25 protein-coding genes are annotated in these 22757 nt (G+C 75.1%); 5 read left to right on the top strand and 20 right to left on the bottom strand.

Annotated features, from left to right (window positions below; genetic code table 11):
* Positions 1-24 precede the first annotated feature (24 nt).
* The 3 genes from PSED_RS05270 to sigE all read right to left on the bottom strand — a co-directional run bounded on the left by PSED_RS05270 (position 25) and on the right by sigE (position 3493).
* Positions 25-1800, bottom strand: a complete 1776-nt coding sequence (locus PSED_RS05270; protein WP_013673221.1) for a trypsin-like peptidase domain-containing protein — start codon at positions 1798-1800, stop codon at positions 25-27.
* Positions 1801-2120: 320 nt separating this feature from the next.
* A complete protein-coding gene (locus PSED_RS05265; RefSeq protein WP_013673220.1) occupies positions 2121-2831 on the bottom strand; it encodes a zf-HC2 domain-containing protein in 711 nt (236 codons plus the stop codon).
* Positions 2828-3493, bottom strand: a complete 666-nt coding sequence (gene sigE / locus PSED_RS05260) for an RNA polymerase sigma factor SigE (protein ID WP_013673219.1) — start codon at positions 3491-3493, stop codon at positions 2828-2830. The genes PSED_RS05265 and sigE overlap by 4 nt, the downstream gene beginning before the upstream one ends.
* Positions 3494-3731: 238 nt before the next feature.
* Here sigE and PSED_RS05255 point away from each other — a divergent pair, with 238 nt between their 5' ends.
* On the top strand, positions 3732-4286 hold the full coding sequence (locus PSED_RS05255; RefSeq protein WP_013673218.1) for an O-methyltransferase: 555 nt from the start codon (positions 3732-3734) through the stop codon (positions 4284-4286).
* 30 nt (positions 4287-4316) lie between these two features.
* Here the strand turns inward: PSED_RS05255 and glgC are convergent, their stop codons facing one another.
* Positions 4317-5567, bottom strand: coding sequence for a glucose-1-phosphate adenylyltransferase (gene glgC, locus PSED_RS05250; protein ID WP_013673217.1), 1251 nt, complete (start codon positions 5565-5567; stop codon positions 4317-4319).
* A 207-nt stretch (positions 5568-5774) separates the two neighbouring features.
* Between glgC and glgA the strand changes: the two genes are divergently transcribed.
* The gene (gene glgA / locus PSED_RS05245) at positions 5775-6938 is read left to right on the top strand and encodes a glycogen synthase (RefSeq protein WP_013673216.1); all 1164 of its coding nucleotides are present in this window, start codon (positions 5775-5777) and stop codon (positions 6936-6938) included.
* 36 nt (positions 6939-6974) lie between these two features.
* Here the strand turns inward: glgA and PSED_RS05240 are convergent, their stop codons facing one another.
* From PSED_RS05240 to dapE, 10 genes are all read right to left on the bottom strand, one after another.
* On the bottom strand, positions 6975-7568 hold the full coding sequence (locus PSED_RS05240) for a CGNR zinc finger domain-containing protein (protein ID WP_013673215.1): 594 nt from the start codon (positions 7566-7568) through the stop codon (positions 6975-6977).
* A gap of 325 nt (positions 7569-7893) precedes the next feature.
* Positions 7894-8061, bottom strand: a complete 168-nt coding sequence (locus tag PSED_RS05235) for a DUF3117 domain-containing protein (protein ID WP_013673213.1) — start codon at positions 8059-8061, stop codon at positions 7894-7896.
* Positions 8062-8244: 183 nt separating this feature from the next.
* Positions 8245-8805: a DNA-3-methyladenine glycosylase I gene (locus tag PSED_RS05230; RefSeq protein WP_013673212.1), complete on the bottom strand. Its 561-nt coding sequence runs from the start codon at positions 8803-8805 to the stop codon at positions 8245-8247.
* Positions 8802-9284: an SRPBCC family protein gene (locus PSED_RS05225; RefSeq protein ID WP_013673211.1), complete on the bottom strand. Its 483-nt coding sequence runs from the start codon at positions 9282-9284 to the stop codon at positions 8802-8804. Before PSED_RS05225 ends, PSED_RS05230 begins: the two co-directional genes overlap by 4 nt.
* Positions 9281-10219 carry a DivIVA domain-containing protein gene (locus PSED_RS35480; protein ID WP_013673210.1) on the bottom strand — a complete coding sequence of 313 codons (939 nt, stop codon included), beginning with the start codon at positions 10217-10219 and terminating at the stop codon, positions 9281-9283. Before PSED_RS35480 ends, PSED_RS05225 begins: the two co-directional genes overlap by 4 nt.
* Before the next feature lie 9 nt (positions 10220-10228).
* Positions 10229-11179: a glucosyl-3-phosphoglycerate synthase gene (locus PSED_RS05215; protein ID WP_013673209.1), complete on the bottom strand. Its 951-nt coding sequence runs from the start codon at positions 11177-11179 to the stop codon at positions 10229-10231.
* The gene (gene folP / locus PSED_RS05210; RefSeq protein ID WP_083845411.1) at positions 11176-11991 is read right to left on the bottom strand and encodes a dihydropteroate synthase; all 816 of its coding nucleotides are present in this window, start codon (positions 11989-11991) and stop codon (positions 11176-11178) included. Before folP ends, PSED_RS05215 begins: the two co-directional genes overlap by 4 nt.
* 74 nt (positions 11992-12065) lie before the next feature.
* The gene (locus tag PSED_RS05205; RefSeq protein ID WP_013673207.1) at positions 12066-12653 is read right to left on the bottom strand and encodes an LOG family protein; all 588 of its coding nucleotides are present in this window, start codon (positions 12651-12653) and stop codon (positions 12066-12068) included.
* Positions 12653-13417, bottom strand: a complete 765-nt coding sequence (locus PSED_RS05200; RefSeq protein WP_013673206.1) for an LOG family protein — start codon at positions 13415-13417, stop codon at positions 12653-12655. The genes PSED_RS05205 and PSED_RS05200 overlap by 1 nt, the downstream gene beginning before the upstream one ends.
* Positions 13418-13492: 75 nt before the next feature.
* On the bottom strand, positions 13493-14575 hold the full coding sequence (dapE, locus tag PSED_RS05195) for a succinyl-diaminopimelate desuccinylase (protein WP_041759296.1): 1083 nt from the start codon (positions 14573-14575) through the stop codon (positions 13493-13495).
* Between the two features lie 133 nt (positions 14576-14708).
* On the opposite strand from dapE, the gene dapD reads away from it, so the two are divergent.
* Together dapD and PSED_RS05185 are read left to right on the top strand one after the other, a co-directional pair.
* Complete coding sequence (dapD, locus tag PSED_RS05190; RefSeq protein ID WP_041759295.1) at positions 14709-15644, top strand: 2,3,4,5-tetrahydropyridine-2,6-dicarboxylate N-succinyltransferase; 936 nt, start codon at positions 14709-14711, stop codon at positions 15642-15644.
* A gap of 60 nt (positions 15645-15704) precedes the next feature.
* Complete coding sequence (locus tag PSED_RS05185) at positions 15705-16709, top strand: CHAD domain-containing protein (protein ID WP_013673203.1); 1005 nt, start codon at positions 15705-15707, stop codon at positions 16707-16709.
* Here the strand turns inward: PSED_RS05185 and PSED_RS05180 are convergent.
* Genes PSED_RS05180 through fdxA form a run of 3 tightly spaced genes read right to left on the bottom strand, consistent with a single transcriptional unit; the run spans position 16681 to position 19383 of the window.
* Positions 16681-17901 (bottom strand): MFS transporter, encoded by a 1221-nt coding sequence (locus tag PSED_RS05180; RefSeq protein ID WP_233899306.1) that lies wholly within the window; start codon positions 17899-17901, stop codon positions 16681-16683. The genes PSED_RS05185 and PSED_RS05180 overlap by 29 nt on opposite strands.
* 40 nt (positions 17902-17941) lie before the next feature.
* A complete protein-coding gene (gene dapC, locus PSED_RS05175) occupies positions 17942-19060 on the bottom strand; it encodes a succinyldiaminopimelate transaminase (protein ID WP_013673201.1) in 1119 nt (372 codons plus the stop codon).
* Positions 19057-19383, bottom strand: a complete 327-nt coding sequence (gene fdxA, locus PSED_RS05170; protein ID WP_013673200.1) for a ferredoxin — start codon at positions 19381-19383, stop codon at positions 19057-19059. Before fdxA ends, dapC begins: the two co-directional genes overlap by 4 nt.
* A gap of 136 nt (positions 19384-19519) precedes the next feature.
* Between fdxA and PSED_RS05165 the strand changes: the two genes are divergently transcribed.
* Complete coding sequence (locus PSED_RS05165) at positions 19520-20527, top strand: GNAT family N-acetyltransferase (protein WP_013673199.1); 1008 nt, start codon at positions 19520-19522, stop codon at positions 20525-20527.
* On the opposite strand, the gene PSED_RS05160 is transcribed toward PSED_RS05165, so the two are convergent.
* From PSED_RS05160 to mshB, 3 genes are read right to left on the bottom strand one after another with little or no spacing between them, the layout of a single operon-like run.
* The gene (locus PSED_RS05160; RefSeq protein ID WP_013673198.1) at positions 20509-21402 is read right to left on the bottom strand and encodes a hypothetical protein; all 894 of its coding nucleotides are present in this window, start codon (positions 21400-21402) and stop codon (positions 20509-20511) included. The two genes, PSED_RS05165 and PSED_RS05160, sit on opposite strands and share 19 nt — an antisense overlap.
* Positions 21402-21761, bottom strand: coding sequence for a hypothetical protein (locus PSED_RS05155; protein ID WP_013673197.1), 360 nt, complete (start codon positions 21759-21761; stop codon positions 21402-21404). The genes PSED_RS05160 and PSED_RS05155 overlap by 1 nt, the downstream gene beginning before the upstream one ends.
* Positions 21758-22633, bottom strand: a complete 876-nt coding sequence (mshB, locus tag PSED_RS05150) for an N-acetyl-1-D-myo-inositol-2-amino-2-deoxy-alpha-D-glucopyranoside deacetylase (RefSeq protein ID WP_013673196.1) — start codon at positions 22631-22633, stop codon at positions 21758-21760. The genes PSED_RS05155 and mshB overlap by 4 nt, the downstream gene beginning before the upstream one ends.
* Between the last annotated feature and the right edge of the window lie 124 nt (positions 22634-22757).

Genomic DNA, 22757 nt, shown 5'->3' with positions numbered 1-22757 from the left:
CTGCGACTCCGCGTCGGTCGACCGTCAGTCCGAGGCCAGCACGGCCGTGACGGTGAGTGGCCGCCCGTCGCGGACCAGCTCGATCGGGACGCTCTGTCCCGGCGCCAGCTCGCGGACGGCGACGACGAGCTCGTCGGCACCCGCGATCGTCCGGTCGCCGACCTTGAGGATGACGTCGCCCTCGACGATGCCCGCCGCGGCCGCCGCTCCCCCGGCGACGACGTTCTGCACCTGCGCCCCGTCGGTCGTGCCGTCGGTCACCGACTTCGCGTTGACGCCCAGGTCGGCGTGCTTGACCGAGCCGTCGCGGATGAGCGCCTCGGCGATGCGCCGGGCGTCGTCGATCGGGATGGCGAAGCCCAGGCCGATCGACCCGCCCTCGCCCTGGCCGAGACTGCGGATCGCCGTGTTGATGCCGACGACCGCGCCCGTCGAGTCGACCAGCGGGCCGCCGGAGTTGCCGGGGTTGATCGCGGCGTCGGTCTGGATGGCGTCGATGACCGCGTTGGTGTCGCTGCCGCCGCTGTCGAGCCGGACGGGCCGGTTGACGGCGCTGACGATGCCGTCGGTCACCGTGCCCGCGAGGCCGAGGGGCGACCCGATCGCGAGCACCCCGTCGCCGACGGCCAGCGACGACGACGAGCCGATCCGCGCCACCGTCGGGTTGGCGACGGCGACCTTGACCACGGCGAGGTCGGTCTTCGGGTCGCGGCCGACGATCGCCGCGGGCATCCGCTGGCCGTTGCTGAAGATCGCCTCGATCGTCGCGCCGTTGCCCTGGGCCGCAGGCGCGACGACGTGGTTGTTGGTCAGCACGTAGCCCGCCGGGTCGATGACGACGCCCGAGCCCGTCCCGCCCTGGTCGCCGACCTTGATCTCGATGGACACGACGGCGGGCAGCACCCGTGCCGCGATGTCGGCGACCGAGCCGGGAGGTCGTTCCTTGGAGTCCGACGTCGACGTGAGCGTCGCGCCCGGCTCGGTGAGGCCCTGTGCGCCCGACGCCGTGAGGTGCCCGACGACGCCCCCGACCGCCCCGATGGCCAGCGCGATCACCGCGAGCAGGGCGAGGGCGCGGGGATGCACGCGCTTGCCGAACAGCACCTCCCGGACGCTGAGCCGGGCACCGGAACCGGGGGCGCGGTCGGGTGCGGCGTCGCCCTCCACCGGTTCGCCGAGGCGCGCCGCGCTGCCGGGATCGCGCCAGGGGTCGCGGTCGGCCGGGGCGCCGGGCCCGTCCCAGAGCGCGGGGCCGCCGGGCTCGCCGACCGCGCCCGCGGGCGTCGGCGGTCGTTGCAGGCCCGCGACGTCGGCGTGGCTGCGGGAGAAGGCCGCGGCGAGAGCCGCGGGCGGCGGGGCGGCGCCGGCGATCCGTCCGTCGGACGAGCCGTTGCGCAGCGGCGCGAACCCGCCCTCGACCCCGGACGGGCGGCCGAACGCCGACCGCTCCCCCGGGTCGACGGCCGGGCGCTCCAGCGGGCGCGGGGCGAGCCGTGGTGGCCCGGCCGACGCCTCGGCGGGAACGGCGTCGGCGCCGTCCGCGGCGGGCGTCGCCACCCCCGGCGTCTCGGCAGGAACGGCGGCGGCGCCGCCCGCGGCCGTCGCCGGCCCAGAGGAGTCCGTGGGGTCCGTGGGGTCCGTGACCTCGGCGGCCTGCGCCGGTCCGACGCGCTGGTGCCGCCCCGAGGACTCGACGCCGTCGGCCGCGGGCCCGGAAGCGGTGTCGGCCGGCTCGACCTCGGCCCTCCCGTGCCGCCCGTCGGCACCCCGACCAGGAGGAACGTCGGGCTCGTCGCTCATCGCGGGGCCTCGCCTGAGCCCGGCCGGCGCCGCGCGCACGCCCCGTACCCGCCGCTCCCGCCCACGACCGCAGCATGACCGGGACGGCGCGGCGCACACGCGCTCGGACGATCGTTCGCTCCGCTCACGGCGGGCCGGCTCCTGGGGTCGTGCGAAAGGGTCGGCGATCAGCCTGCCCGACAACCGGTGAAGTCCGCGTAGCCACGACGGGCGGCCGCGCGGCGCTACACCCGGGAGCAACTACGGACTCGCGAGCGGCGTGGGCCGCGTCGACGCCCGAGTGCTCGCCAGGGTTCAGGAGCCGGGGGGCTCGCCGGGGATCAGCGGCGGGAGGGCGGCAGGAAGGAGGGGGCCATCCCGTCGAGCCGGTCGACGACGTCGGCGGACACGTCGGTCGCCGGGCCGGACTGGGCCGGGGCGACGGTCGCGGCGTCGATCCCCTCCTGGGGCGGCAGCCCGAAGGAGGCCGGCAGCGCGGAGCCGAACGCGGGTGGCGACCCGGCGGCGGCGGGGACGTCGACCGACGCCGAGGGCGCGGCCAGGGCCAGTGCCCCGAGGGCGAGACCGCTGACGGCGACGCCCGCGCCGATCCGCAGCCTGCGGCCGTGACCGAGCCGGACGTCGGCGGTGCCTGAGCGAGTACCGCGGACCGGGTCGGCGGCCGCGTCCGACGGGCGGTTCGTCGACGGGCCGAGCGGACGCAGCACCGAGACGAGCTGACCGTCGGGGGTCATGGCGAGCCCGGCAGGGGGCTCGTCGGGAAGATCGGCGTCCATCGGGATGGACCGCAGGGACGACAGCAGCGAGGAGGGCATCGCGGGCGCCGACGCCGAGCGCAGCAGCAGCCGCGCCTGGTCCTGCTCCACGACCTCCTCGGCGCACTCGGGGCAGTGCGCGAGATGAGCGGTGGCCCGGGCGTGCGCGCCGGCCGAGAGCTCGCCGTCGGTGAAAGCCACGATCGCGTCCAGGGTCAGGTGTCCCTCACCCCAGTCGGGCGTGTTCACCGCGAAGCGCCGGCGCGCATCGGTCATCCCGTGGCCTCCCCCACACTCACTCCGGTCCGCACGCCCACGAGGGCGTCCAGCTCGGCGGCCTCCGCGCGGCGCCTCTCCAGCGCACTGCGCAGGGCAGCCCGGCCACGGTGGATCCTGCTCCGCACGGTGCCCAGCTTCACATCGAGTGTGGCGCCGATCTCCTCGTACGAGAGGCCCTCCACGTCGCACAGGACGACGGCCGCGCGGAACTCCGGCGGCAACTCGTCGAGCGCGGCCTGCAGCAACGGGTCGAGGTGGGTCTCCGAGAACACGACCTCGGGCTCGGGGCCCTGGCCGGGGATGCGGTCGGAGTCCTCGGGCAGGGCCTCCATGCGCACGCGGGCGCGGCGGCGGACCATGTCGAGGAAGAGGTTCGTGGTGATGCGGTGCAGCCAGCCCTCGAAGGTGCCCGGCTTGTACGACGCGAGGGAGCGGAACACCCGGATGAACGTCTCCTGGGTGAGGTCCTCCGCGTCGTGCGGGTTGCCGGTCAACCGGTAGGCGAGGCGGTAGACCCGATCGCCGTGCTCGCGGACTACCTCGTCCCAGCTCGGCGGCGTCCAGTCCGCCCCGTCCCCCGGCAGCACGGTGGCGACCGCGGACGACTCGGGGGTCGTCGTCGCGGAACCTGCCTGCACGGCGGTCGGGCGGTCGGTCATCGGTGGGTGCGCCTCCTGGAGCGGGTCGTGCTCTCCCAGAACGTCCCGCCGGGGCCATTCGTTCCCGGGACCTGTCCCGGCTTCCGGCGGTCGCAGGGTCGACGACCCCGACCCTGCTGAGCCAAGAGTTCCTCAATGTCGTGAACGAGGTGTGAGAACCGTCTGAGAAGAACCTGTGAAAGCGACCCGCCGGGCCGCTGCGCGGGGCCCGTGCCCGGCCACCAGTAGCCTTCGCGCCATGACCGGTCCAGAGGGCGCGCGCGGCGACGTGCGTCCGGACGTCCCGGTGGCCGGACTGGGCCCGGGCCTGGCGTTTCTCGCCGCGACGGTGAGCGCGCGGGCCGTCGTCGAGGTCGGCACGGGGTCCGGCTGGGGCGGCCTGTGGCTGCTGCGTGGGATGGCCCCGGACGGCGTGCTGACCTCGATCGACGTCGATCCCGAGCAGCAGCGTGCCGCCCGGCGCACGTTCCTCGACGCCGGTTACGGCCCCTCCCGGCTGCGCCTGATCGTCGGGATGGCCGTCGAGGTGCTGCCGCGGCTGACCGACGGCGGGTACGACCTCGTCGTCGTCGACGGCCTGCGCACCGAGTACCCGCGCCATCTCGTCGAGGCGATCCGGCTGCTGCGCCCGGGCGGTGTGCTGGCGCTGCACGGTGTGGCCGAGCCCACGGGCGACGGCCCCGAGGCGGCCGCACTGCGGCAGACGCTCGACCTCGTCCGCGACGACGAGCGCCTCGTCCCCGTGCTGCTGCCGCTGGGCGAGGGCCTGCTCTGCGCGACCAGGCGCGGCTGACGCGCCGCCGGCTCGGCCTCGGGAGGCCGGTCAGAGCGCCGTCGCGCCCTTCCCGAGCACGACGACCCCACCGGGGCTGACGGTGTAGCGCGCCCTGTCGAGCGCCAGGTCGACCCCGACGAGCGCACCCTCCGGCACGTCGACGTTCTTGTCGAGGATCGCCCCGCGCACCACGGCGCCGCGCCGGACGTGCACGCCCGGCAGCACGACCGAGTCCGACACCTCGGCGCCGGCCTCGATGCGGACGTTCGGGCTGATCACCGAGCGTCGGACGATCGCGCCCGAGATGATCGTCCCCGCACCGACGATCGAGTCCTGCGCGATGCCGCCCTCGACGAACTTGGCGGGCGGCAGCGACGTCGTCACCGACGTGCGGATGGGCCAGCGGTCGTTGTACAGGTTGAAGATCGGGTGCACCGAGACGAGGTCGGTGTGCGCGTCGTAGTACGCGTCGAGCGTCCCGACGTCGCGCCAGTACCCCGAGTCGCGGTCGGTGGCGCCGGGCACGACGTTGTCGGCGAAGTCGTAGACCGCGGCGTCGCCCTGGCCGACCAGTCGCGGGATGATGTCGCCGCCCATGTCGTGGTCGGAGTCGCCGTCCTCGGCGTCGGCGCGCAGCGCGTCGAGCAGCGCCTCCGTCGTGAAGACGTAGTTGCCCATCGACGCGAACGTGACGTCCGGGTCGTCGGGCACCGACGGCGGGTCCGACGGCTTCTCCAGGAACTCCAGGATCCTGCCGTCGGCGTCGGAGTTGATGCAGCCGAACGCCTTGGCCTCCGCGCGCGGCACCCGGATCCCCGCGACCGTGACACCGGCCCCGCTCGCGATGTGCTGGGAGATCATCTGGCCGGGGTCCATGCGGTAGACGTGGTCGGCACCGAAGACGGCGATGTAGTCGGGACGCTCGTCGTAGACGAGGTTGAGGCTCTGGAAGATCGCGTCGGCGCTGCCGGTGTACCAGCGCCTGCCGAGGCGCTGCTGGGCCGGGACCGTGGTGATGTACTGGCCGAGGACGCTGGAGAGCCGCCACGTCGTCGAGATGTGCCGGTCGAGCGAGTGCGACTTGTACTGGGTGAGGACGCACAGCCGGTGCAGACCGGCGTTCACGAGGTTGGACAGCACGAAGTCGATGAGCCGGTAGTTGCCCGCGAACGGCACCGCGGGCTTGGCCCGGTCGGCCGTGAGGGGCCACAGCCGTTTGCCCTCACCGCCCGCCAGGACAATGCCGAGGACGTTCGCCGGCAGTACCGCCGGCCCCGAGGTGAACCGTGGCGTCGTCATGCGGGCACCCCCACCCGGTCGGCGTCGATCGTTCCGGCGCTCGCGTGTCCCTTCGGGAGGTGCGCGCTCACAGGGCGAACCCTAGTGCTCCACTCGGGCGTCGGGCCACCGCAGGACGAACGCGTCGCAGACGGGGGCGCCCGCGCCCGGGGCCGTCCACCGATCACCGGGTCGCGCAACGGGATCGAGCAAGTACCGTCTGCGGTCGTGCGCATCGGACTGCTCACCCGCGAGTACCCGCCCGACGTCTACGGTGGCGCGGGCGTCCACGTCGAGCACCTCGTGCCCGCGTTGCGCGCGCTCGTCGACGTCGACGTGCACTGCTTCGGCGACCCGAGCCGCGACGCGCCGGGGGTCACCGCGCACCCCGTCCCGGACGCGCTCGCCGACGCCAACCCCGCCCTGCAGACGATCGGCGTCGACCTGTCGATGGTGGCGGGGCTGCACGAGGTCGACCTCGCACACTCGCACACCTGGTACGCCAACATGGCCGGGCACCTGGCGAAGATCCTGCACGGCGTCCCGCACGTCGTCACGGCGCACTCGCTGGAGCCCCGCCGGCCGTGGAAGGCCGAGCAGCTCGGCGGCGGCTACCGGCTCTCGTCGTGGGTGGAGCGGACCGCCTACGAGGCCGCCGACGCCGTCATCGCCGTGAGCGAGGGCATGCGCACCGACGTGCTGGAGTGCTACCCGGCGCTCGACCCGGCCCGGGTCCACGTGGTGCACAACGGGATCGACACGGAGTTCTACCGGCCCGACGCGCGCCGCGACGCCCTCGTCGAGGCCGGGGTCGACCCGGACCGGCCCAGCGTGGTGTTCGTCGGGCGGATCACCCGGCAGAAGGGGCTGGCCCACCTCGTCGCGGCCGCGCACGACATCCGCGAGGACGCCCAAATCGTGCTGTGCGCGGGCGCCCCCGACACCCGGGAGATCGCCGAGGAGACCGAGAAGGCCGTCGCCGAGCTCTCGGCGGCCCGGCCGGGGGTCGTCTGGGTGCGCCGGATGCTGGCGACGACCGAGGTCCGCCAGCTCCTCTCGGCCGCCACGGTGTTCGTCTGCCCCTCGGTCTACGAGCCGCTGGGCATCGTCAACCTGGAGGCGATGGCGTGCGGGACGGCCGTCGTCGCCTCGGACGTCGGCGGCATCCCCGAGGTCGTCGACGACGGGGTCACCGGGCTGCTGGTGCACTTCGACGAGCACGACGTCACCCGGTTCCGGTCCGGACTCGCCGACGCGGTGAACGCGCTGCTGGCCGACCCGGACCGGGCGGCGGCGATGGGCGCCGCCGGCCGGGAGCGCGCGGTCCGCGAGTTCTCGTGGGACCAGGCGGCCCAGCGCACCGTCGCGATCTACCGGTCCCTGCGACCCTGACCGCCCGGCGGGTCGGCGCGGTCGGGTTCTCGGGCCTCAGGCGTCCGGGGCCGTGGTGGCCTTGAGCTTCGCGCGGGCGCGGTGGGCGGCGACGGCGGCGCGGTTGGCACACGCCGGGGAGCAGTAGCGGCGCGCGGCGTTGCGCGACGTGTCGGCGTAGACGCGGGAACAGCCGTCGGCCGCGCAGACGCCGTGCCGGTCGGCGCCGTACTCGGAGACGAGCATCGCGAGCGCGAAGGCCGTGGTCGAGCGGACGCGCTCGACGAGCGAGGCCTCCGGCGGCGCGTAGTGCAGGTGCCAGCCCTGCCCGTCGTGCGAGGACAGGTGCGGACCGATGGCCACGTCGGCCAGCAGCGCGTTGACGGCGACGGCCGTCGCGCCGAGGTCGGGCGGGTCGCCCGCGGCCGCGTCGAACACCGTCCGCAGCCGCCGCGCCCAGGCCCGCAGTGCCGGCTCGGCGGAGGCGGGCGCGCGCTGGGCCAGGTAGCGGTGCTCGACGAGCAGGTCGCGCAGCCGTCGGCCGTCCTGCTCGGGCGGGGTGTCGCGGTCGCCGGTCGGCTCGGCCGTGACGACGTTGACGAGCGCGACAGCAGCGCCTAGTGCGTCACTTTTGTAACCGATGAAGTCCATTCGCCACTTACACCTGCTAACCTGGAGCCGTAAGAGTTCAAAGCTAGTCGCATATTACAGGAGGCAGCCGTGACGACGCGGTGCACGCGTTGTGGAAGGTCGAACAGCGGGGCGCAGGTGCTGTCGACGCACCCGACCTCGGAGGGGTGGGTGCGGTACCGCCGGTGCGCCTGCGGAGAGGTGTCGATCGAACTGGTGCGACTCGCCGACCGCTCGACGACGGTCGACGCGCTGGCCTCCTTCGCGGAGCCGCGACACGGCGCACTGCGGGGCTGACCGGCCCCGCGGTCCCCGGCGACCGACCGCGCCGCCGGGGCCGACGGAATCAGCCGGACGCGGCCTTGAGGGCATCGCCCAGGTCAGCGGCCTCCTCGGGGGTCATCTCCACGACGAGGCGGCCACCGCCCTCGAGCGGCACACGCATCACGATGCCCCGGCCCTCCTTGGTCACCTCGAGGGGACCGTCGCCGGTCCGGGGCTTCATCGCCGCCATCTCCTGCTCCCTCCGTCACTCTCGTCCAGGGCCGGTGCGCCTGGGGAGCAGCGCACGGGCGGGGATGCTGGACGCCATTCTCCCCCATGGGCCCGTCGGGAGTACAACCGGAGCGATCAACGGCGTGCCCCGCGGCACACGGACCACGATGGACACCCCGGACGAACGGTCCGCGGTGGACCGTCAGGCCGTACCCGCCCGCCAGCAGCTCGCGACGTGGTCGTCGACGAGACCGGCGGCCTGCATCAGCGCGTAGCAGGTCGTCGGGCCGACGAAGCGGAAGCCGCGCCTCTTGAGCTCGCGGGCCATCGCGACCGACTCCGGTGAGGTGGCCGCCACGTCGGCGAGCGTCGCGGGGCGGACGTGCGTCGCGGCGTCGGGCGCGAACGACCACAGCAGATCGTCGAGCGGGACGTCGAGCTCGAGCACGGCGCGCGCGTTGGCGATGGTCGCGTCGACCTTCCGCCGGTTGCGGACGATGCCGCTGTCGGCCATCAGCCGCTCGACGTCGGCGTCGTCGAACCCGGCGACGACGGCCGGGTCGAACCCCGCGAACGCGGCCCTGAACGACTCGCGCTTGCGCAGGATCACCAGCCACGAGAGACCCGACTGGAAGCCCTCCAGACTGAGCCGCTCGTAGAGCGCCGTGACCCCGCGCAGCGGGCGGCCCCACTCGTCGTCGTGGTAGGCGACGTACTCGGGCGCCGAGGTCGCCCAGCCGCAGCGTTGGCGCCCGTCGGTCATCCGGACGCCCCGCGCCGGGCCCGGCGCTCGCAGTCGCGGGCCATGCGCCGCATGGAGTGCGCGACACCCGCCTGCATCGCGGGCCGCACGAGCGGCCAACCCGCCCGGCCCAGCGCACCCAGCGGCAGGTCGAGGTTCTCGACCCAGCGGAACCGGCTGCGGGCCGGGTCGACGGCCACGACCTCGAACACACCGTCGCCGCGCACCACCCGGCCGGTGTGCTCGACGACGCAGCGGAACGGACCGGCCGGACGCTGCTCGCTCCACTCGGTGACGACCATCGTGTCGACGACGGCCAGCGGGCCGACACCGGTTGCGGCGCGGACCCGGGACCCGACGGAGCGGCCGTCCCCCGCGGTCACCTCGACCCGCGTGGCGAGGATCCACTCGCCCTGCCGCGGCCAGTCCATCACGGTGTCCCACACCAGCTCGGCGGGCGCGGCGACGTCGAGCTCGACGACGAGCTCCGCGCGGCTCACGGCGCCCCCTGGGCTCGGTGGGCACCGCGCGGACGGGCGACGGAGACGGCGGGGTCGGGATCGCGCCCGTCGTCGGGCAGGCCCTCGGCGGCCGCGCCGGCGCGCCGGTCGTGCGCATCCGACCCGGGAGCAGCGGGACCGGGAGCAGCGGGACCGGGAGCAGCGGGACCGGGAGCAGCGGGACCGGGAGCAGCGGGACCGGGAACATCGAGCCCGGGAACTTCGGTACTGGGAACATCGGGCCCGGGAACATCGAGCCCGGGAGAACCGGGCCCGGCGCCGGGACCGTCCGAGGCGTCGACGGGCCCCGGCGCCGGACCGGGCTCTCCGGCCGGGTCGGCGCCCACGCCGGGCGGCGCCGGCGGCCGGCCTGCGCGTGCCTGCTCCGGGGATGCCTGCCCTGGGTATGTCTGCTCGGGGTGTGTCCGCTCGGGGGATGTCTGCTCGGTGGGCAGCTGCTCGGCGGGCGACCGCTCCGCGGCGGCCCGGTCGGGATCGAGACTGTGCCGCCCGCCGGTCGGGCCCCCGGTGTCCGGGCCCCTGTCCGGGCCCCCGGTGTCCGGGCCCCCGGTGTGGCGGCGGTACTCCTCGGGCAGCACCCACCCCCCGGTCGGCGTCGCCGCGGAACCGGCGGCGCCGGCCTCGCGCAACCGCGCGGCGAGCGTGTCGCGCTCGGCACCCAGCCGCTCGATCTCCCCCGCGAGCCGCTCGAGCACCCAGTCGACCTCGCCCATCCGATAGCCCCGCACCGCCTGCGGAAAGCGCAACGCCCGCACGTCGGCGCCCGCGACCCGGCCCCCCGGCAGACCCGTCGGCGTCTCACCGTCCGGGAGCGGCGGCAGCTCCTCGCCACGACCGAACACCGCGACCGCGAGCGCGTAGACCACGGCGGCGACCACGACGACCACCAGGAGGTAGATCAGCGCGGTTCCCATAGTCCTGCATCACACCACGCGCCCCCGACGCACGGCATCGCGCACCTCCCTCATGGGCGGTCGCTCGATGCCGGTGATCTCCCGCGGCTGCGGCACCCACTCCCCGTCGACCTGGACGAACTGCACGAGCGGCGCCCCGCTGTCGTGCGCGGCCGAGCGGCGCAGCGCGGTCGCGGTGATCTGCCGCGCCATGGCCCCCAGCTGGAGCAGCGAGCGGTTGCGGTGCTTGCGCACGCCAAGGTTGACCTGCGCGATCGCGTCCATCCCCCGGGCGTCGAGGGTGTCGACGAGCAGCCCGATCTCGACGCCGTAGTCGGTCGCGAACGGCAACGCCTCGAGCAGCTCGCGGGTCGCGGCGTACTCCCCACCCAGCGGTTGCACGACCGCGGTGAGGGGCGGGCGCAGCGCGGCCAGCAACGGCCGGGCGACCAGCTCGGTGACGCGGCCGCCGCCGTGGTCGAGCGCCTGCGCGTCGCCGACCTCGATCCGCAGTGGCCGCCGGTAGAAGCCCTTGACGAGCCCGACGCCGTCCTCGGCGAGCAGCGGGCCGAGCAGCGCGGGCACGAACCCGGGATCGACGTCGACGAGGTCGGAGTCGATGAAGCACAGGACGTCGCCCGTCGTCGCGGCGAGCGAGCGCCACAGCACCTCGCCCTTGCCGGCGACGGGCGGCAGGTCGGCGAGCACGTCCGTCCTGGCGACGACGCGCGCGCCCGCCTCGGCGGCCACGACGGCGGTGCGGTCCGTCGACCCCGAGTCCATCACGACGAGCTCGTCGACCAGCGGCTGCGGGCCCCGCGTCAACGGCACGATGGCGGCGACGACGCCACCGACGGTCGCCTCCTCGTCGAGGGCGGGCAGCACGACCGACACCCGGCGGCCGGCCTTGGCGGCCACGAGCTCGGCGACGCTCCACGGCGGGCGCTGCCACGTCCGCCTGGCGAACCAGGACCCGCTCACGCGAGCGCCCGCACCGTCCGTGCCGGCGGTCGCGTCCCCACGATCGCCGCCACCATCTCGACGACCCGCCGCGTCTCCGCGACCTCGTGCGCACGGAACATCCGGGCCCCCGCCGCGGCGGCCAGCGCCGTGGCCGCGAGCGTCCCCTCGAGCCGCTCCGTCACCTCGGCGACGCCGAGCGTCTCCCCCACGAAGTCTTTGTTGGACAACGCCATCAGCACCGGCCAGCCGGTCGCGACGAGCTCGTCGAGGCGGCGCAGCAGGGCCAGCCCGTGGAAGGTGTTCTTGCCGAAGTCGTGCGTCGGGTCGACCAGGATGCCCTCCCGCGGCACCCCCATCGCCACGAGCCGCTCGGCCTGCCCGGTGACCTCGGCGATCACGTCGGCGACCACGTCGGCGTAGCGCACCCGGTGCGGCCGCAGCCGCGGCACGGCCTTGCCCGTGTGGGAGCACACGATCCCCGCGCCCGTGCCGGCGGCGACCTCGGCGAGCGTCGGGTCGGCTCCGCTCCAGGTGTCGTTGAGCAGGTCGGCGCCCTCGGCGACGGCGAGCCTGCCGACCTCGCCGCGCCAGGTGTCGACGCTGATCACGACGTCGGGGTGGCGGGCGCGCACGGCGGCGACGAACGGGACCACCCTGCGGGTCTCCTCCGCGACGTCGACGACCGGCCCGGGGCCGGCCTTGACCCCGCCGATGTCGATGACGTCGGCCCCCTCCCCGACCGCCCGCTCGACGGCGGCCATCGCCGCGTGGTCGGAGAACGTCGCGCCCCGGTCGTAGAACGAGTCCGGCGTGCGGTTGACGATCGCCATCACCAGCGCGCGGTCGCCTGCGAGGGTGCGGGTTCCGAAGCGCAGCACGGAGCGGTCGCGGACGCCGTCGATCGTCACGACACCGATGCTGTCACGTCGGGCCGCGGGGCGCAGGCGTCCAGCGCGCGGCTCACGTCGGCGGTGACGACGAGCCGGTCGAGCGCCGCGCGGCCGGCGAAGCCGCGGCGGACGAGGGCGGCGAGCCAGTCGAGCAGCCCGGACCAGTGGTCGTCGGGATCGAGCAGGACGACGGGCTTGTCGTGCATGCCCAGCGTGGCGGCGGTCCAGACCTCGAACAGCTCCTCGCAGGTCCCGATGCCACCGGGCAGGGCGAGGAACGCGCCGGCGTGGGCCTCCATGAGCGCCTTGCGCTCGCGCATCGTGTCGGTGACCAGCAGCTCGTCGGCGGCGGTGTCGGCGACCTCGCGGTCGACCAGCGAACGCGGGATCACCCCGATCGTGCGCGACCCGCCGGCGCGGGCCGCCGTGGCGACGGCGCCCATCATCGACACCCGCCCGCCCCCTGAGACCAGGTCCCAGCCGCGGGCCGCGATGGCCGTGCCCACCTGCGTCGCCAGGTCGACGTAGCGGTCGGGCACCGAGAGCGACGACGCGCAGTACACACACACGCTGAACCGCGCGCCGCTCGGGTCCTGCCGCATCAGTGCGCGTCCTCCCACGCCCGGTAGGCCTCGTGCACCACCTTGACGGCGTCGTCGACGTCGTCGGTGAGGTGCAGCAGCGCGAGGTCCTTCTCCCCGATCTTGCCGCCCTCGAGCACGGTCTTCGCGATCCAGTCGTAGAGCCCCTGCCAGTAGTCCTTGCCCAGCAGGACGACCGGGAACTTCGTGACCTTCTTCGTCTGCACCAGGGTGAGCGCCTCGAACAGCTCGTCGAGGGTGCCGAAGCCGCCGGGCAGGCAGACGAACGCCTGCGAGTACTTCACGAACATCGTCTTGCGCGCGAAGAAGTAGCGGAAGTTGATGCCGAGGTCGACCCAGTCATTGAGGCCGTGTTCGAACGGGAGCTCGATGCCCAGCCCGACGCTGAAGCCGCCCGCCTCGCTGCAGCCGCGGTTGGCCGCCTCCATCGAGCCCGGCCCACCGCCGGTGATGACCGCGAACCCGTTCTGCGCCAGTGCCGCACCGAGGTCACGGCCCTGCTGGTACTCGGGATGGTCGCGCGGGGTGCGGGCCGAGCCGAACACCGTCACCGCGCGCGGCAGCTCGGCCAGCGCGCCGAAGCCCTCGACGAACTCCGCCTGGATCCGCAGGACCCGCCACGGATCGGTGTGCACCCAGTCCGACGGTCCCCTCGAGTCGAGCAGGCGCTCGTCGGTGGTGGTGGGCTCGTTGCGGTGTTCCCGGCGCAGCACGACCGGGCCGCGGTGCTTCTCCTCGGGTCGCTTTCCCCCGTTCGCTGTCATCAGCCCACGATACGGAGGCCGGTCCCCGCGCGATCGACGACACGGGGACGGCGGGATGAACGCCCGGGTCGCCGGTCAGGAACCCGTCCGCAGGAACCGACGCAGGACGTCGGCGGCCTCGCGGATGCGGCTGACGTCGACGTGCTCCTCCCGGGTGTGCGCGAGGTTCGGGTCGCCGGGGCCGTAGTTGACCGCGGGGATGCCGAGCGCGGCGAAGCGCGAGACGTCGGTCCAGCCGTACTTCGCCCGCGGGGACGCGCCCGTGGCGGCCAGGAACTCCTGCGCCGCAGGGGCACCGAGGCCCGGCAGCGCGCCGGGCGAGAGGTCGGTGACCTCGACGTCGAATCCGTCGAGCACCTCACGGACGTGCGCGACCGCCTGCTCGGCACCGCGGTCGGGGGCGAAGCGGAAGTTGACGGTGACGACGCACTCGTCCGGCACGACGTTGCCCGCCACGCCACCGGCGACCTTCACCGCCTGCAGGCCCTCGCGGTACTCGCAGCCGTCGATGTCGACGCGGCGGGGCCGGTACGCCGCGAGCCGGGCCAGCACCTCGCCCGCGCGGTGGATCGCGTTGTCCCCCAGCCAGGACCGGGCCGAGTGCGCCCGCCTGCCACGGGTGCGGACCTCGGCGCGCAGCGTGCCCTGGCAGCCCGCCTCGACCAGGCCCTCGGTGGGCTCGCCGAGGATCGCGAGGTCGGCGTCGAGCCAGCCGCGCAGCTCGCGCTCGATGCGGCCCAGCCCGTTGCGCGCGGCCTCGATCTCCTCGCAGTCGTAGAAGACGACGGTGAGGTCGTGCCGCGGGTCGGGCAGCGTCGCGGCGAGGTGGGCGATCACGGCGTCGCCCGCCTTCATGTCCGACGTCCCGCAGCCGTAGAGCAGGTCCCCCTCGCGCCGGGAGGGCACGTTGTCGGCGATCGGCACCGTGTCGATGTGCCCGGCCAGCAACACGCGGCGCTCGCGGCCGAGGTTCGTGCGGGCGAGCACCGACGCCCCCGAGCGGACGACCTCCAGGTGCGGCGCCTGCGCCCGCAGCGCACGCTCGATCGCGTCGGCCAGCGCACCCTCGTCGCCGGACACGCTCGGGACGTCGACCAGCGCGGCGGTGAGCTCGACGGGGTCGGCGGTCAGATCGAGGGCCGGAGCGGTCGTCGTCACGCCGCGGGACGCTACCCGGCGCCCCGCCCTGCGCACGAACGGCACTTTCCCGCAGCTCAGTTGCGGGAAAGTGCCGTTCGTGCAACTCGGGGCGGGGTGGGGGGCGCGGGCCGGGAGCCGTTACCGTTGCAGGGTGAGCACCGCATTCCGCGCCGAGAGCGCGTCCGGCACGGGTCTGGCCACCGTCACCGGCGACGGGACGGTCCTCGACGTCTGGTATCCCGCCCCGGCACTGGGTGCGGACGCCCCCGACACCTCCGCCGACCTCGAGCCGATCGCGGGCGACGACGACGCCCGCGGCGTCACCGCGCAGATCGTGCGCACGACGATCGGCTCGCTGGCCGACGCGCCCGTCGACGCCCTCGACGTCTACCTGCGGCTGCACCTGCTGTCGTGGCGGCTGGTCCGCCCGCACGAGGTCAACCTCGACGGCATCTTCGGCCTGCTCACCAACGTCGTGTGGACCAACCACGGCCCCTGCCTGCCGAAGGGTTTCGAGGCCGTCCGCGCCCGGCTGCGCGCCCGCGGCCCGGTGACGGTCCACGGCGTCGACAAGTTCCCGCGGATGGTCGACTACATCGTCCCGCCGGGCGTGCGCATCGCCGACGCCGACCGCGTCCGGCTCGGCGCGCACCTCGCCGAGGGCACGACCGTCATGCACGAGGGCTTCGTCAACTACAACGCCGGGACCCTCGGCGCGTCGATGGTCGAGGGCCGCATCTCGGCGGGCGTCGTCCTGGGCGAGGGCGCCGACCTCGGCGGCGGCGCGTCGACGATGGGCACGCTCTCCGGCGGCGGCAAGCAGGTCATCTCGGTGGGCGCGCGCTGCCTGATCGGCGCCAACGCGGGCATCGGGATCTCGCTGGGCGACGACTGCGTCGTCGAGGCCGGCCTGTACGTCACGGCGGGGACGAAGGTGTCGCTGCCCGACGGGTCGACCACCTCGGCCCGCACGTTGTCCGGGCAGGACGGTCTGCTGTTCCGGCGCAACTCCCTGACCGGCGCCGTCGAGGTGCTCGCGCGCACCGGCGACGGCATCGCGCTCAACGCCGCGCTGCACGCGAACTGACGGCGACGTGATCAGCCGCCGTACCCGGCCGTTCATCCTGTTCGTCTAGGGTCCCTCCCCGTGTCCCCCGCTCCCGCCCGTCCCGCGCCGCGTGTCCGCGCCGACGTGAGCCATCTGCTCCAGTCGCAGAACCCGCTGGTGGCGGGCCCGTTGGACTCGCCGGCACACCACGTGCGCGCCGCGCTGGACACCCGGCTGCGCGCGCTCGTCGCGCACGACCCGGGCACCCGCACGGGCGCGGACATCGAGGACCTGCACCAGATGCGGGTCTCGGTCCGGCGGATGCGGGCGACGCTGCGCGCGGCGCGGCCGCTGCTCGACGCCCAGTGGGCCGACTCGCTGCGCGCCGAGCTGGGCTGGCTCGGTCGCGCGCTCGGCCCCGTCCGCGATCTCGACGTCATGTTGCTGCGGCTGCGCGGCGAGATCGCGACGTTGCCCGACGGCGAGCGCGCGGCCGGCGAGGTCCTCGTCGCCGAGCTGGAGCGCGAGCGCGCCGCTGCCCGTGCCGACATGCTCGTCGCCCTCGACGCACCCCGCTACACCGCGCTGCTGGAGCGCATCGCCGACGCGGTGCGCCTCCCGCTGCCGACGCCGTCGGCGATGCAGCCGCAGCCCGCGCTGATCGACCTGGTGCGGACCGAGGCGCGCAAGCTGGCGCGGGCGGTGAAGGCCGCGGGCGAGGACCCGCCGGACGAGACGCTGCACGCGCTGCGGATCCTGGGCAAGCGGGTGCGCTACACCGGCGAGCTCGTCGAGACGGCGCTGCGCGGCACGCCCACGGGCCGGCAGGTCAAGCTGCTGCTGGCGGCGACGGCGGAGCTGCAGGAGGTCCTCGGCGACCACCAGGACGCCTGCGTCGCCGACCTGCGCATCCGCGAGCTGCTCGACCGGCTCGGCACCGCGGCGCTCGACGAGGCCGGTGGCGAGGGCGGCGAGATCGACGCGTTCGTCGTGTTCGTCGCGGGGCGGCTCGTCGAACGCGAACGCGCCCGTGCCGAGACCCTGCGCACCCAGTGGTGGGACGCCTGGGTGCAGGTCAGGGACCGGGCCGCGACGCTGGGCTGACGGTGCGTCCGTCCGCGGAGTGGTCGCCCGCGCGCGGGTGGTCGCCGATCCGCCACACCGCGCCGGCCTGCAGCAGCCCCGCGGCGACCAGCAACGCCAGCGCCGCCGGGTAGCCACCGGTGAGGTCGATGAGCAGGCCCATGACCAACGGCGCGAGCGCGGCCGCGACGTAGCCCACGCCGAGTGCCAAACCGCTGGTCGCGGCGCTGGCGTGACCGTCGGGTGTGCGCCAGGCGATCACCGCGAGACCCAGCGGGAACCCGGCGCCGACCCCGATCCCGAGCAGCACGACCCACAGCCACGGCCCGATCCCGGGGGGCTGCGGCAGCAGGATCGCGCCGACGGTGCCCGCGATCCCGCAGGCGAGCGTCGTCGACGCCCAGAACCGCCACCTGCGCCGCCGCTCCGCGAGCGCGGGGACCACGAGCGCCGACGGGATCTGGGTGACACTCCACGCCGCCAGCAGCACACCCGCGTGCTGCGGGCTCCAGCCCTGGCCCTCGTAGTAGGGCGCCAGCCAGGTGATCCAGCCGTAGAACATCATCGACGTCCCGGCCTGGTAGCAGGCGCTGCGCCGGGCGAAGGGGTCCCGCCACGGCAGCGCGCGGCGGGCGCCGGCCGCGGCGGCCGCGCTCGTGGGCTCGGCGATGCGCCGCGCGATCGGCGTCCAGGCCGCGACCGCGAGCACGGCCGGGACCGTCCACACCGCCAGCGAGAACGACCAGCCGCCCAGCGCGATGGCGAGCGGGACGCCCAGTGCCGACGCGACCGTCGCGCCGACCATCATCGACACGACGTACCCGCCGGTCACCGCGCCGGCGCGGGCGGCGAGATGGTGCTTCACGACGCCCGTCAGCAGGACCCCGGCCAGCCCGATCCCGAGCCCGATGACGAGGCTCGCCGCGATGAGCGCGGCCAGCGCCGGGACCCCGCGCACCAGGCTGCCGAGCGCGATCAGCCCGACCGACCAGCCCAGCGCGCGCTCGCGGCCCAGCCGGGCGCCGATCATCGGCCCGACGAACGACCCGACGGCCATCATCAGCACCGCGCCCGACTGGACGAGCCCCGCGGTACCTGCGTCGACACCGAGGTCGGCCCGGACGGTCTCGATCAGCGGCGGGTAGCCGGCGAGGGCCGCCCGGAGGTTGACCGCGAGGGCCAGGACGCCGAACAGGACGACCCTCGTGCTCACCCCCCGCGTCGCAGGTCCCGCGACGTTCACTGCACCTGCCTCACGTCGTCAGGCGCTCCACGGCGGCGTCGATCCGTTCGTCGCTCGCGCTGAGCGCGACCCGGACGTGCCGGGCCCCGGCCGGGCCGTAGAACTCGCCCGGTGCCACCAGCACACCGTGCGCGGCGAGATCATGCACGGTGGAGCGGCCGTCGCGGTCCTCGGTGGCCCACAGGTAGAGCCCGGACTCGGAGTGCTCGATGCGCATCCCGCGCGACTCCAGCGCCGCGCGCAGCCGGGTGCGGCGCGCCTCGTAGAGGGCGGCCTGGGCGGCGACGTGCGCGTCGTCGGACACCGCGGCGGCCATCGCGGCCTGCACCGGGTGGGGGACGAGCATCCCGGCGTGCTTACGGATCTCCAGCAGCCGCGAGACGAGCACCGGGTCGCCGGTCACGAACGCGGCCCGGTACCCGGCCAGGTTCGACGTCTTCGACATCGAGTGCACGGCGAGCAGGCCGGTGTGGTCGCCGTCGCACACCGACGGGTGCAGGACCGAGAGCGGCGCGGGATCGGCCGTGCCCGGCAGCCCGAGGTAGCACTCGTCGGACGCGACGACCGCCCCGCGCTCGCGCGCCCACGCGACGACCTTCCGGAGGTGGTCGACGGGCAGGATCTTCCCCGTCGGGTTCGACGGTGAGTTCAGCCACACCAGCGACGCCCGGCGCGGGCCGAGGCCCACCAACCCGTCGGACCGGACGAACTCGGCGCCCGCGAGCCGCGCGCCGACCTCGTAGGTCGGGTAGGCCAGCTCCGGGATGACCACGAGGTCGTTCCCGCCGAGACCCAGCAGCGTCGGCAGCCAGGCGACGAGCTCCTTGGAGCCGATCGTCGGCAGTACCGCGTCGGGGTCGACGCCGGTGACGCCGAACCGCCGCGCGAGCGACGCCGCGATCGCGTCACGCAGCGCGGGGGTGCCGTGCGTCGCCGGGTACCCGGGGATGCCGGCCGCCGGCCCGGACAGGGCCTCGCGCACCACCGCCGGGACCGGGTCGACCGGGGTGCCGATCGACAGGTCGACGATGCCGTCGGGGTGCGACTGCGCGAGCGCCTTGTCGGCTGCGAGGGAGTCCCAGGGGAAGTCCGGGAGCGCCGTCCGCTCTGCGGTACCGGCCGAACTCACTCGTCGTGGCTCTGCGGCGGCAGCGTCAGCGCGGGACCGGCGTCCTTCGCGACCTTGCCGACCTTCGACGCGCCACCGGGGGAGCCCAGCTCGTCGAAGAACTCGGCGTTGGCCTTCTGGTAGGCGCCCCACTGCTCGGGGACGTCGTCCTCGTAGTAGATGGCCTCGACGGGGCAGACGGGCTCACAGGCACCGCAGTCGACGCACTCGTCAGGGTGGATGTACATCATCCGCCCGCCCTCGTAGATGCAGTCCACGGGACACTCTTCGATGCACGCCTTGTCGAGCAGGTCGACGCATGGCTCGGCGATGACGTAGGTCACTTCGAAGTCCTCCACTCGGACAGCAGACTGCTGCCAGTATCCCTTGCCGCACGACCGCCGCCGCTCCAGGGCGGCAGTCCCGGTCGTCACATTAACCCGGGGACGCCGCGTTCCGGATGGAAAGGATTGCCTCACCATGACCGCAGCGCCGACACCGGGCTCCCGGCCGGACGCCGGCGGCCCGGCGCTCGACCGGCTGGTCGGCGCGCGGGTCGCGCTGCGGCACCGGATCGGGGAACGCGACGGCCGCCCCCTGTTCACCGACGCCGTCGGTGTGCTGTCCGACGGGGGCGTCCGCGACGGGGTCCCGACCGTGATCGTCGCCACCCGGCGCGGGGATGTCGTCGTGGCCCGGCCCGCGGTCGTCGCCGTCCGGGAGGTGCCGCCCGCGGTGCGTCGGCGGGCGCCGTGGCCCGACGTGGCGCGGCTGGAGAACCTCTGTGCCGACGCCTGGCCCGCCGTCACGGAACGCCGGCTCGGGGCCTGGCGGCTGCGGGCCTCGGGCGGGTTCACCGGGCGGGCCAACGCCGCGCTGGCGATCGGCGACCCCGGGGTCGGCACCGCCGCCGCCCTGGCGCTCGTGCGCGGTTTCGCCGAGGAGCACGCGATCGCCGCGCGCGTGCTGACGCCGGTGGGTTCACCCTGGTCACGGGCGGTCGAGGCGGAGGGTTGGGTGCCCGACGCCGGCTACCTGCCGGGCCCGGTGGTGTCGGTGCAGGTGCTGGCGTGCGACGCGGTCGCCGACTCCCCCGCCGAGCCGGTCGAGGTCGGTGCCGGGCCCGATACCGGCTGGTGGGGCCTCGTGCACGGCGGCCCGCCCGACGACGTCGCGCGGCGCGTCCTCGCGCCGGGGTCCGGGCGTGAGGGGTACGCCGTCGCCGGTCCGCCCGGTTCGCCCACCGGCGCGGTCCGGTTGGCCGTCGTCGACGACCACGTGCACGTCGCGCGGCTCGTCGTCGTCCCCGCGGCGCGACGTGCGGGCACCGGCACCGCGCTGATGGCGGCGGCCGCGCGTTGGGGCCTCGCGCGGGGGGCGCGCTGGCTGGTCATGCAGGTGTCGACGGAGAACCCCGGCGGCCTGGCGTTCTGGGCCCGGCTCGGCGCCACCGAGCACCACCGCTACCACTACCTCGTGCCGGGATGAGCCGATCCGGCGCGCCGCGCCAGCCAGCGGTGCGCCTGCTTCGAGGCCCGCTTGAGCCCGGACCACTCGCCGAGGTACTTGCCGACGGCCCCGACGCCGGGCAGCAGCCCGATCGCCTCGTGGTAGAAGCGGCCGTGCGGCCGCTTGTCGAGCTCGCCCTCCACGGCGTAGAGCGCCCGGCCGAGCCGCCACAGCGCCGTCGCCACCCGGCGGACCGTCGAACGGCCCTGCCCGTCGCGCAGGTCGCCGGTGAGCTCCTCGGCCTTCTCCTCGACGGCGGCGTCGGCCGCGGCGTCGAGCCTGCGCACCGTCAGCGCGCGGTCGAACAGCACCGACGCCAGCATCGCGACGACGGTCTCCTCGTCGTCGATGCCGTGCTCGCCCGCGATCGCGCACAGCAGCAGGCCCTGTCCGGCCAGGCCCAGCGCGGCCGAGACCGGCAGCGTCCGGGCCAGCGCGCCGCCGAGCCCGGGCACCGCGGCGGCGACCGTCGTGACCCGGCCGACGCGGTAGATCCACCAGCGGCAGCGCGCCGCGACGTCCATCGCCACCCAGCCGGCCGTCCCCGGCACCCGCACCGCGGCCAGCGCGTCGAGCAGCCGCTCGCGCAGTTGCCGGTCACCGCCGTCGGCCGCGGCGCCGTCGGCCGCAGCACGTCCGGCCGCGGCCCTGTCGGAACCGGCACTGTCTGCCGCAGCGCCGGCGGCCGGGGCGCGGCCGGACGCGGCGCGGCCGGACACCGGTGCGACCGAGGCCGCGCGGTGCCGCAGGCCGAACGCGTCGGCGTCGCGCAGGCCGTCGAGCACCGGCCTCGACGCACGGACGAACGGGCGCAGTACCGCGACGATCGCCGCGTCGGGGATGGGCTCGGCCATCAGCTCCTCCGGACCGGCGGGCGCATCGCGACCGACCGCAGCGCGAACAGGCCCGCCCCCACCGCCGCGGCCGCCAGCAGCAGCGACTGCCACGTCGCGGGCAGCAGCACGTCCCCGCCGGGGCCCAGGGCGCCGAGCACCCCCACGGTGAGCAGCCAGGCCACCAGCGGCAGGCCCGCGACCGCCGTCGACGACGACTCCCCCGCCGCCCCTCGCACCAACCACGGCATGGTCACGAGCGCGACGACGGTGCCGACCGGCGCGGGCACCGACCCCGCGTAGAGCGGCTGCAGCATCAGCTCGAACGCGGCGAGCAGCACCGAGGTGACGACGATCACGACCAGCGTCAGCGTCCTCATGGGTCGACCCCCTCGAACAGGTCGGTCTCGGCGGTCCCGGACGGCGCAGCCGCCAGCACGTACTCCTCGACGTCGAGCAGCGGCTGGGCGACGTCGTTGCTCATGGCGTACGCGACCGTCGGGCCGTCCTCCCACACCGCCACCTGGGTGGCGTGGGCGCGCATGGCGGCGATCCGGGCGGCGCGGAACGCGGCGACGTCGATCCGGGTCGTGACGGTCTCGTCGGGGACGGCCGGCAGCTCGCCGGGTTCGGGCACCCGGAAGGGCATCCCGGGAGCCGCGGCCAGCGCGGCGACACCCGCGTCGAGCGCGGAGCGGGCGTGCACGGCGAAGTACACCTTGCGCACCGACTCGACCTTCGCCGCGGCGGCGACCGTGATCTCGTGGGCGCGGACGTGGTCGGGATGGCCGTAGCCGCCGTCGTCGGCGTAGCTGACGACGACCTGCGGCTCCAGCTCGGCGAGCAGTTCGGTGAGCAGGTCGGTCTCCTCCGCGCGCTTGCCCGGGTCGGCGAAGGCCCTGGGGTGCAACGTGTCCGGCGTGGTCGCGCGGACGCCACCGGCGCCGGCGAGCACCATCCCGGAGTCGCGGAAGCGGCCCACCCCGCCGAGGTAGTGGTGCGCCGGGGCGCCCAGCGCGGCGAGCGCACCGGCGAGCTCACCGATCCGGTAGCCGCCGAGCTGGTCGGCGCGGGCCGGGACGAGCTCGGCCAGCTCGGCCGGGATGACCTCGCCCTCCTCGCCGAGCGTGCAGGTCACGACGGTGACGTCGGTCCCGGGGTCGGCGGCGTAGCGGGCGATGACGCCACCCGTCGCCAGTGTCTCGTCGTCCGGGTGGGCGTGTACCAGGACGAGCCGTCGGGAAGCGGTCACGCGCCCCAATATCGCAGGGCCCGGCGCAGCGCGCCGCCCCGGGACATCCGCCCCGGGGGAAGCCGCCCGAGGGACCCCCGGGGGAGCCGCCCCGGTTGCAGGAACGGCACTTTCCTGCAACCGG

Origin of the sequence: Pseudonocardia benzenivorans CB1190, from assembly GCF_000196675.2 — a bacterium.
GTDB classification, from domain to species: Bacteria; Actinomycetota; Actinomycetes; order Mycobacteriales; family Pseudonocardiaceae; genus Pseudonocardia; species Pseudonocardia benzenivorans.
Note: the sequence above shows the minus strand (reverse complement) of the source record. Positions and strands in the feature narration are given on the sequence as shown.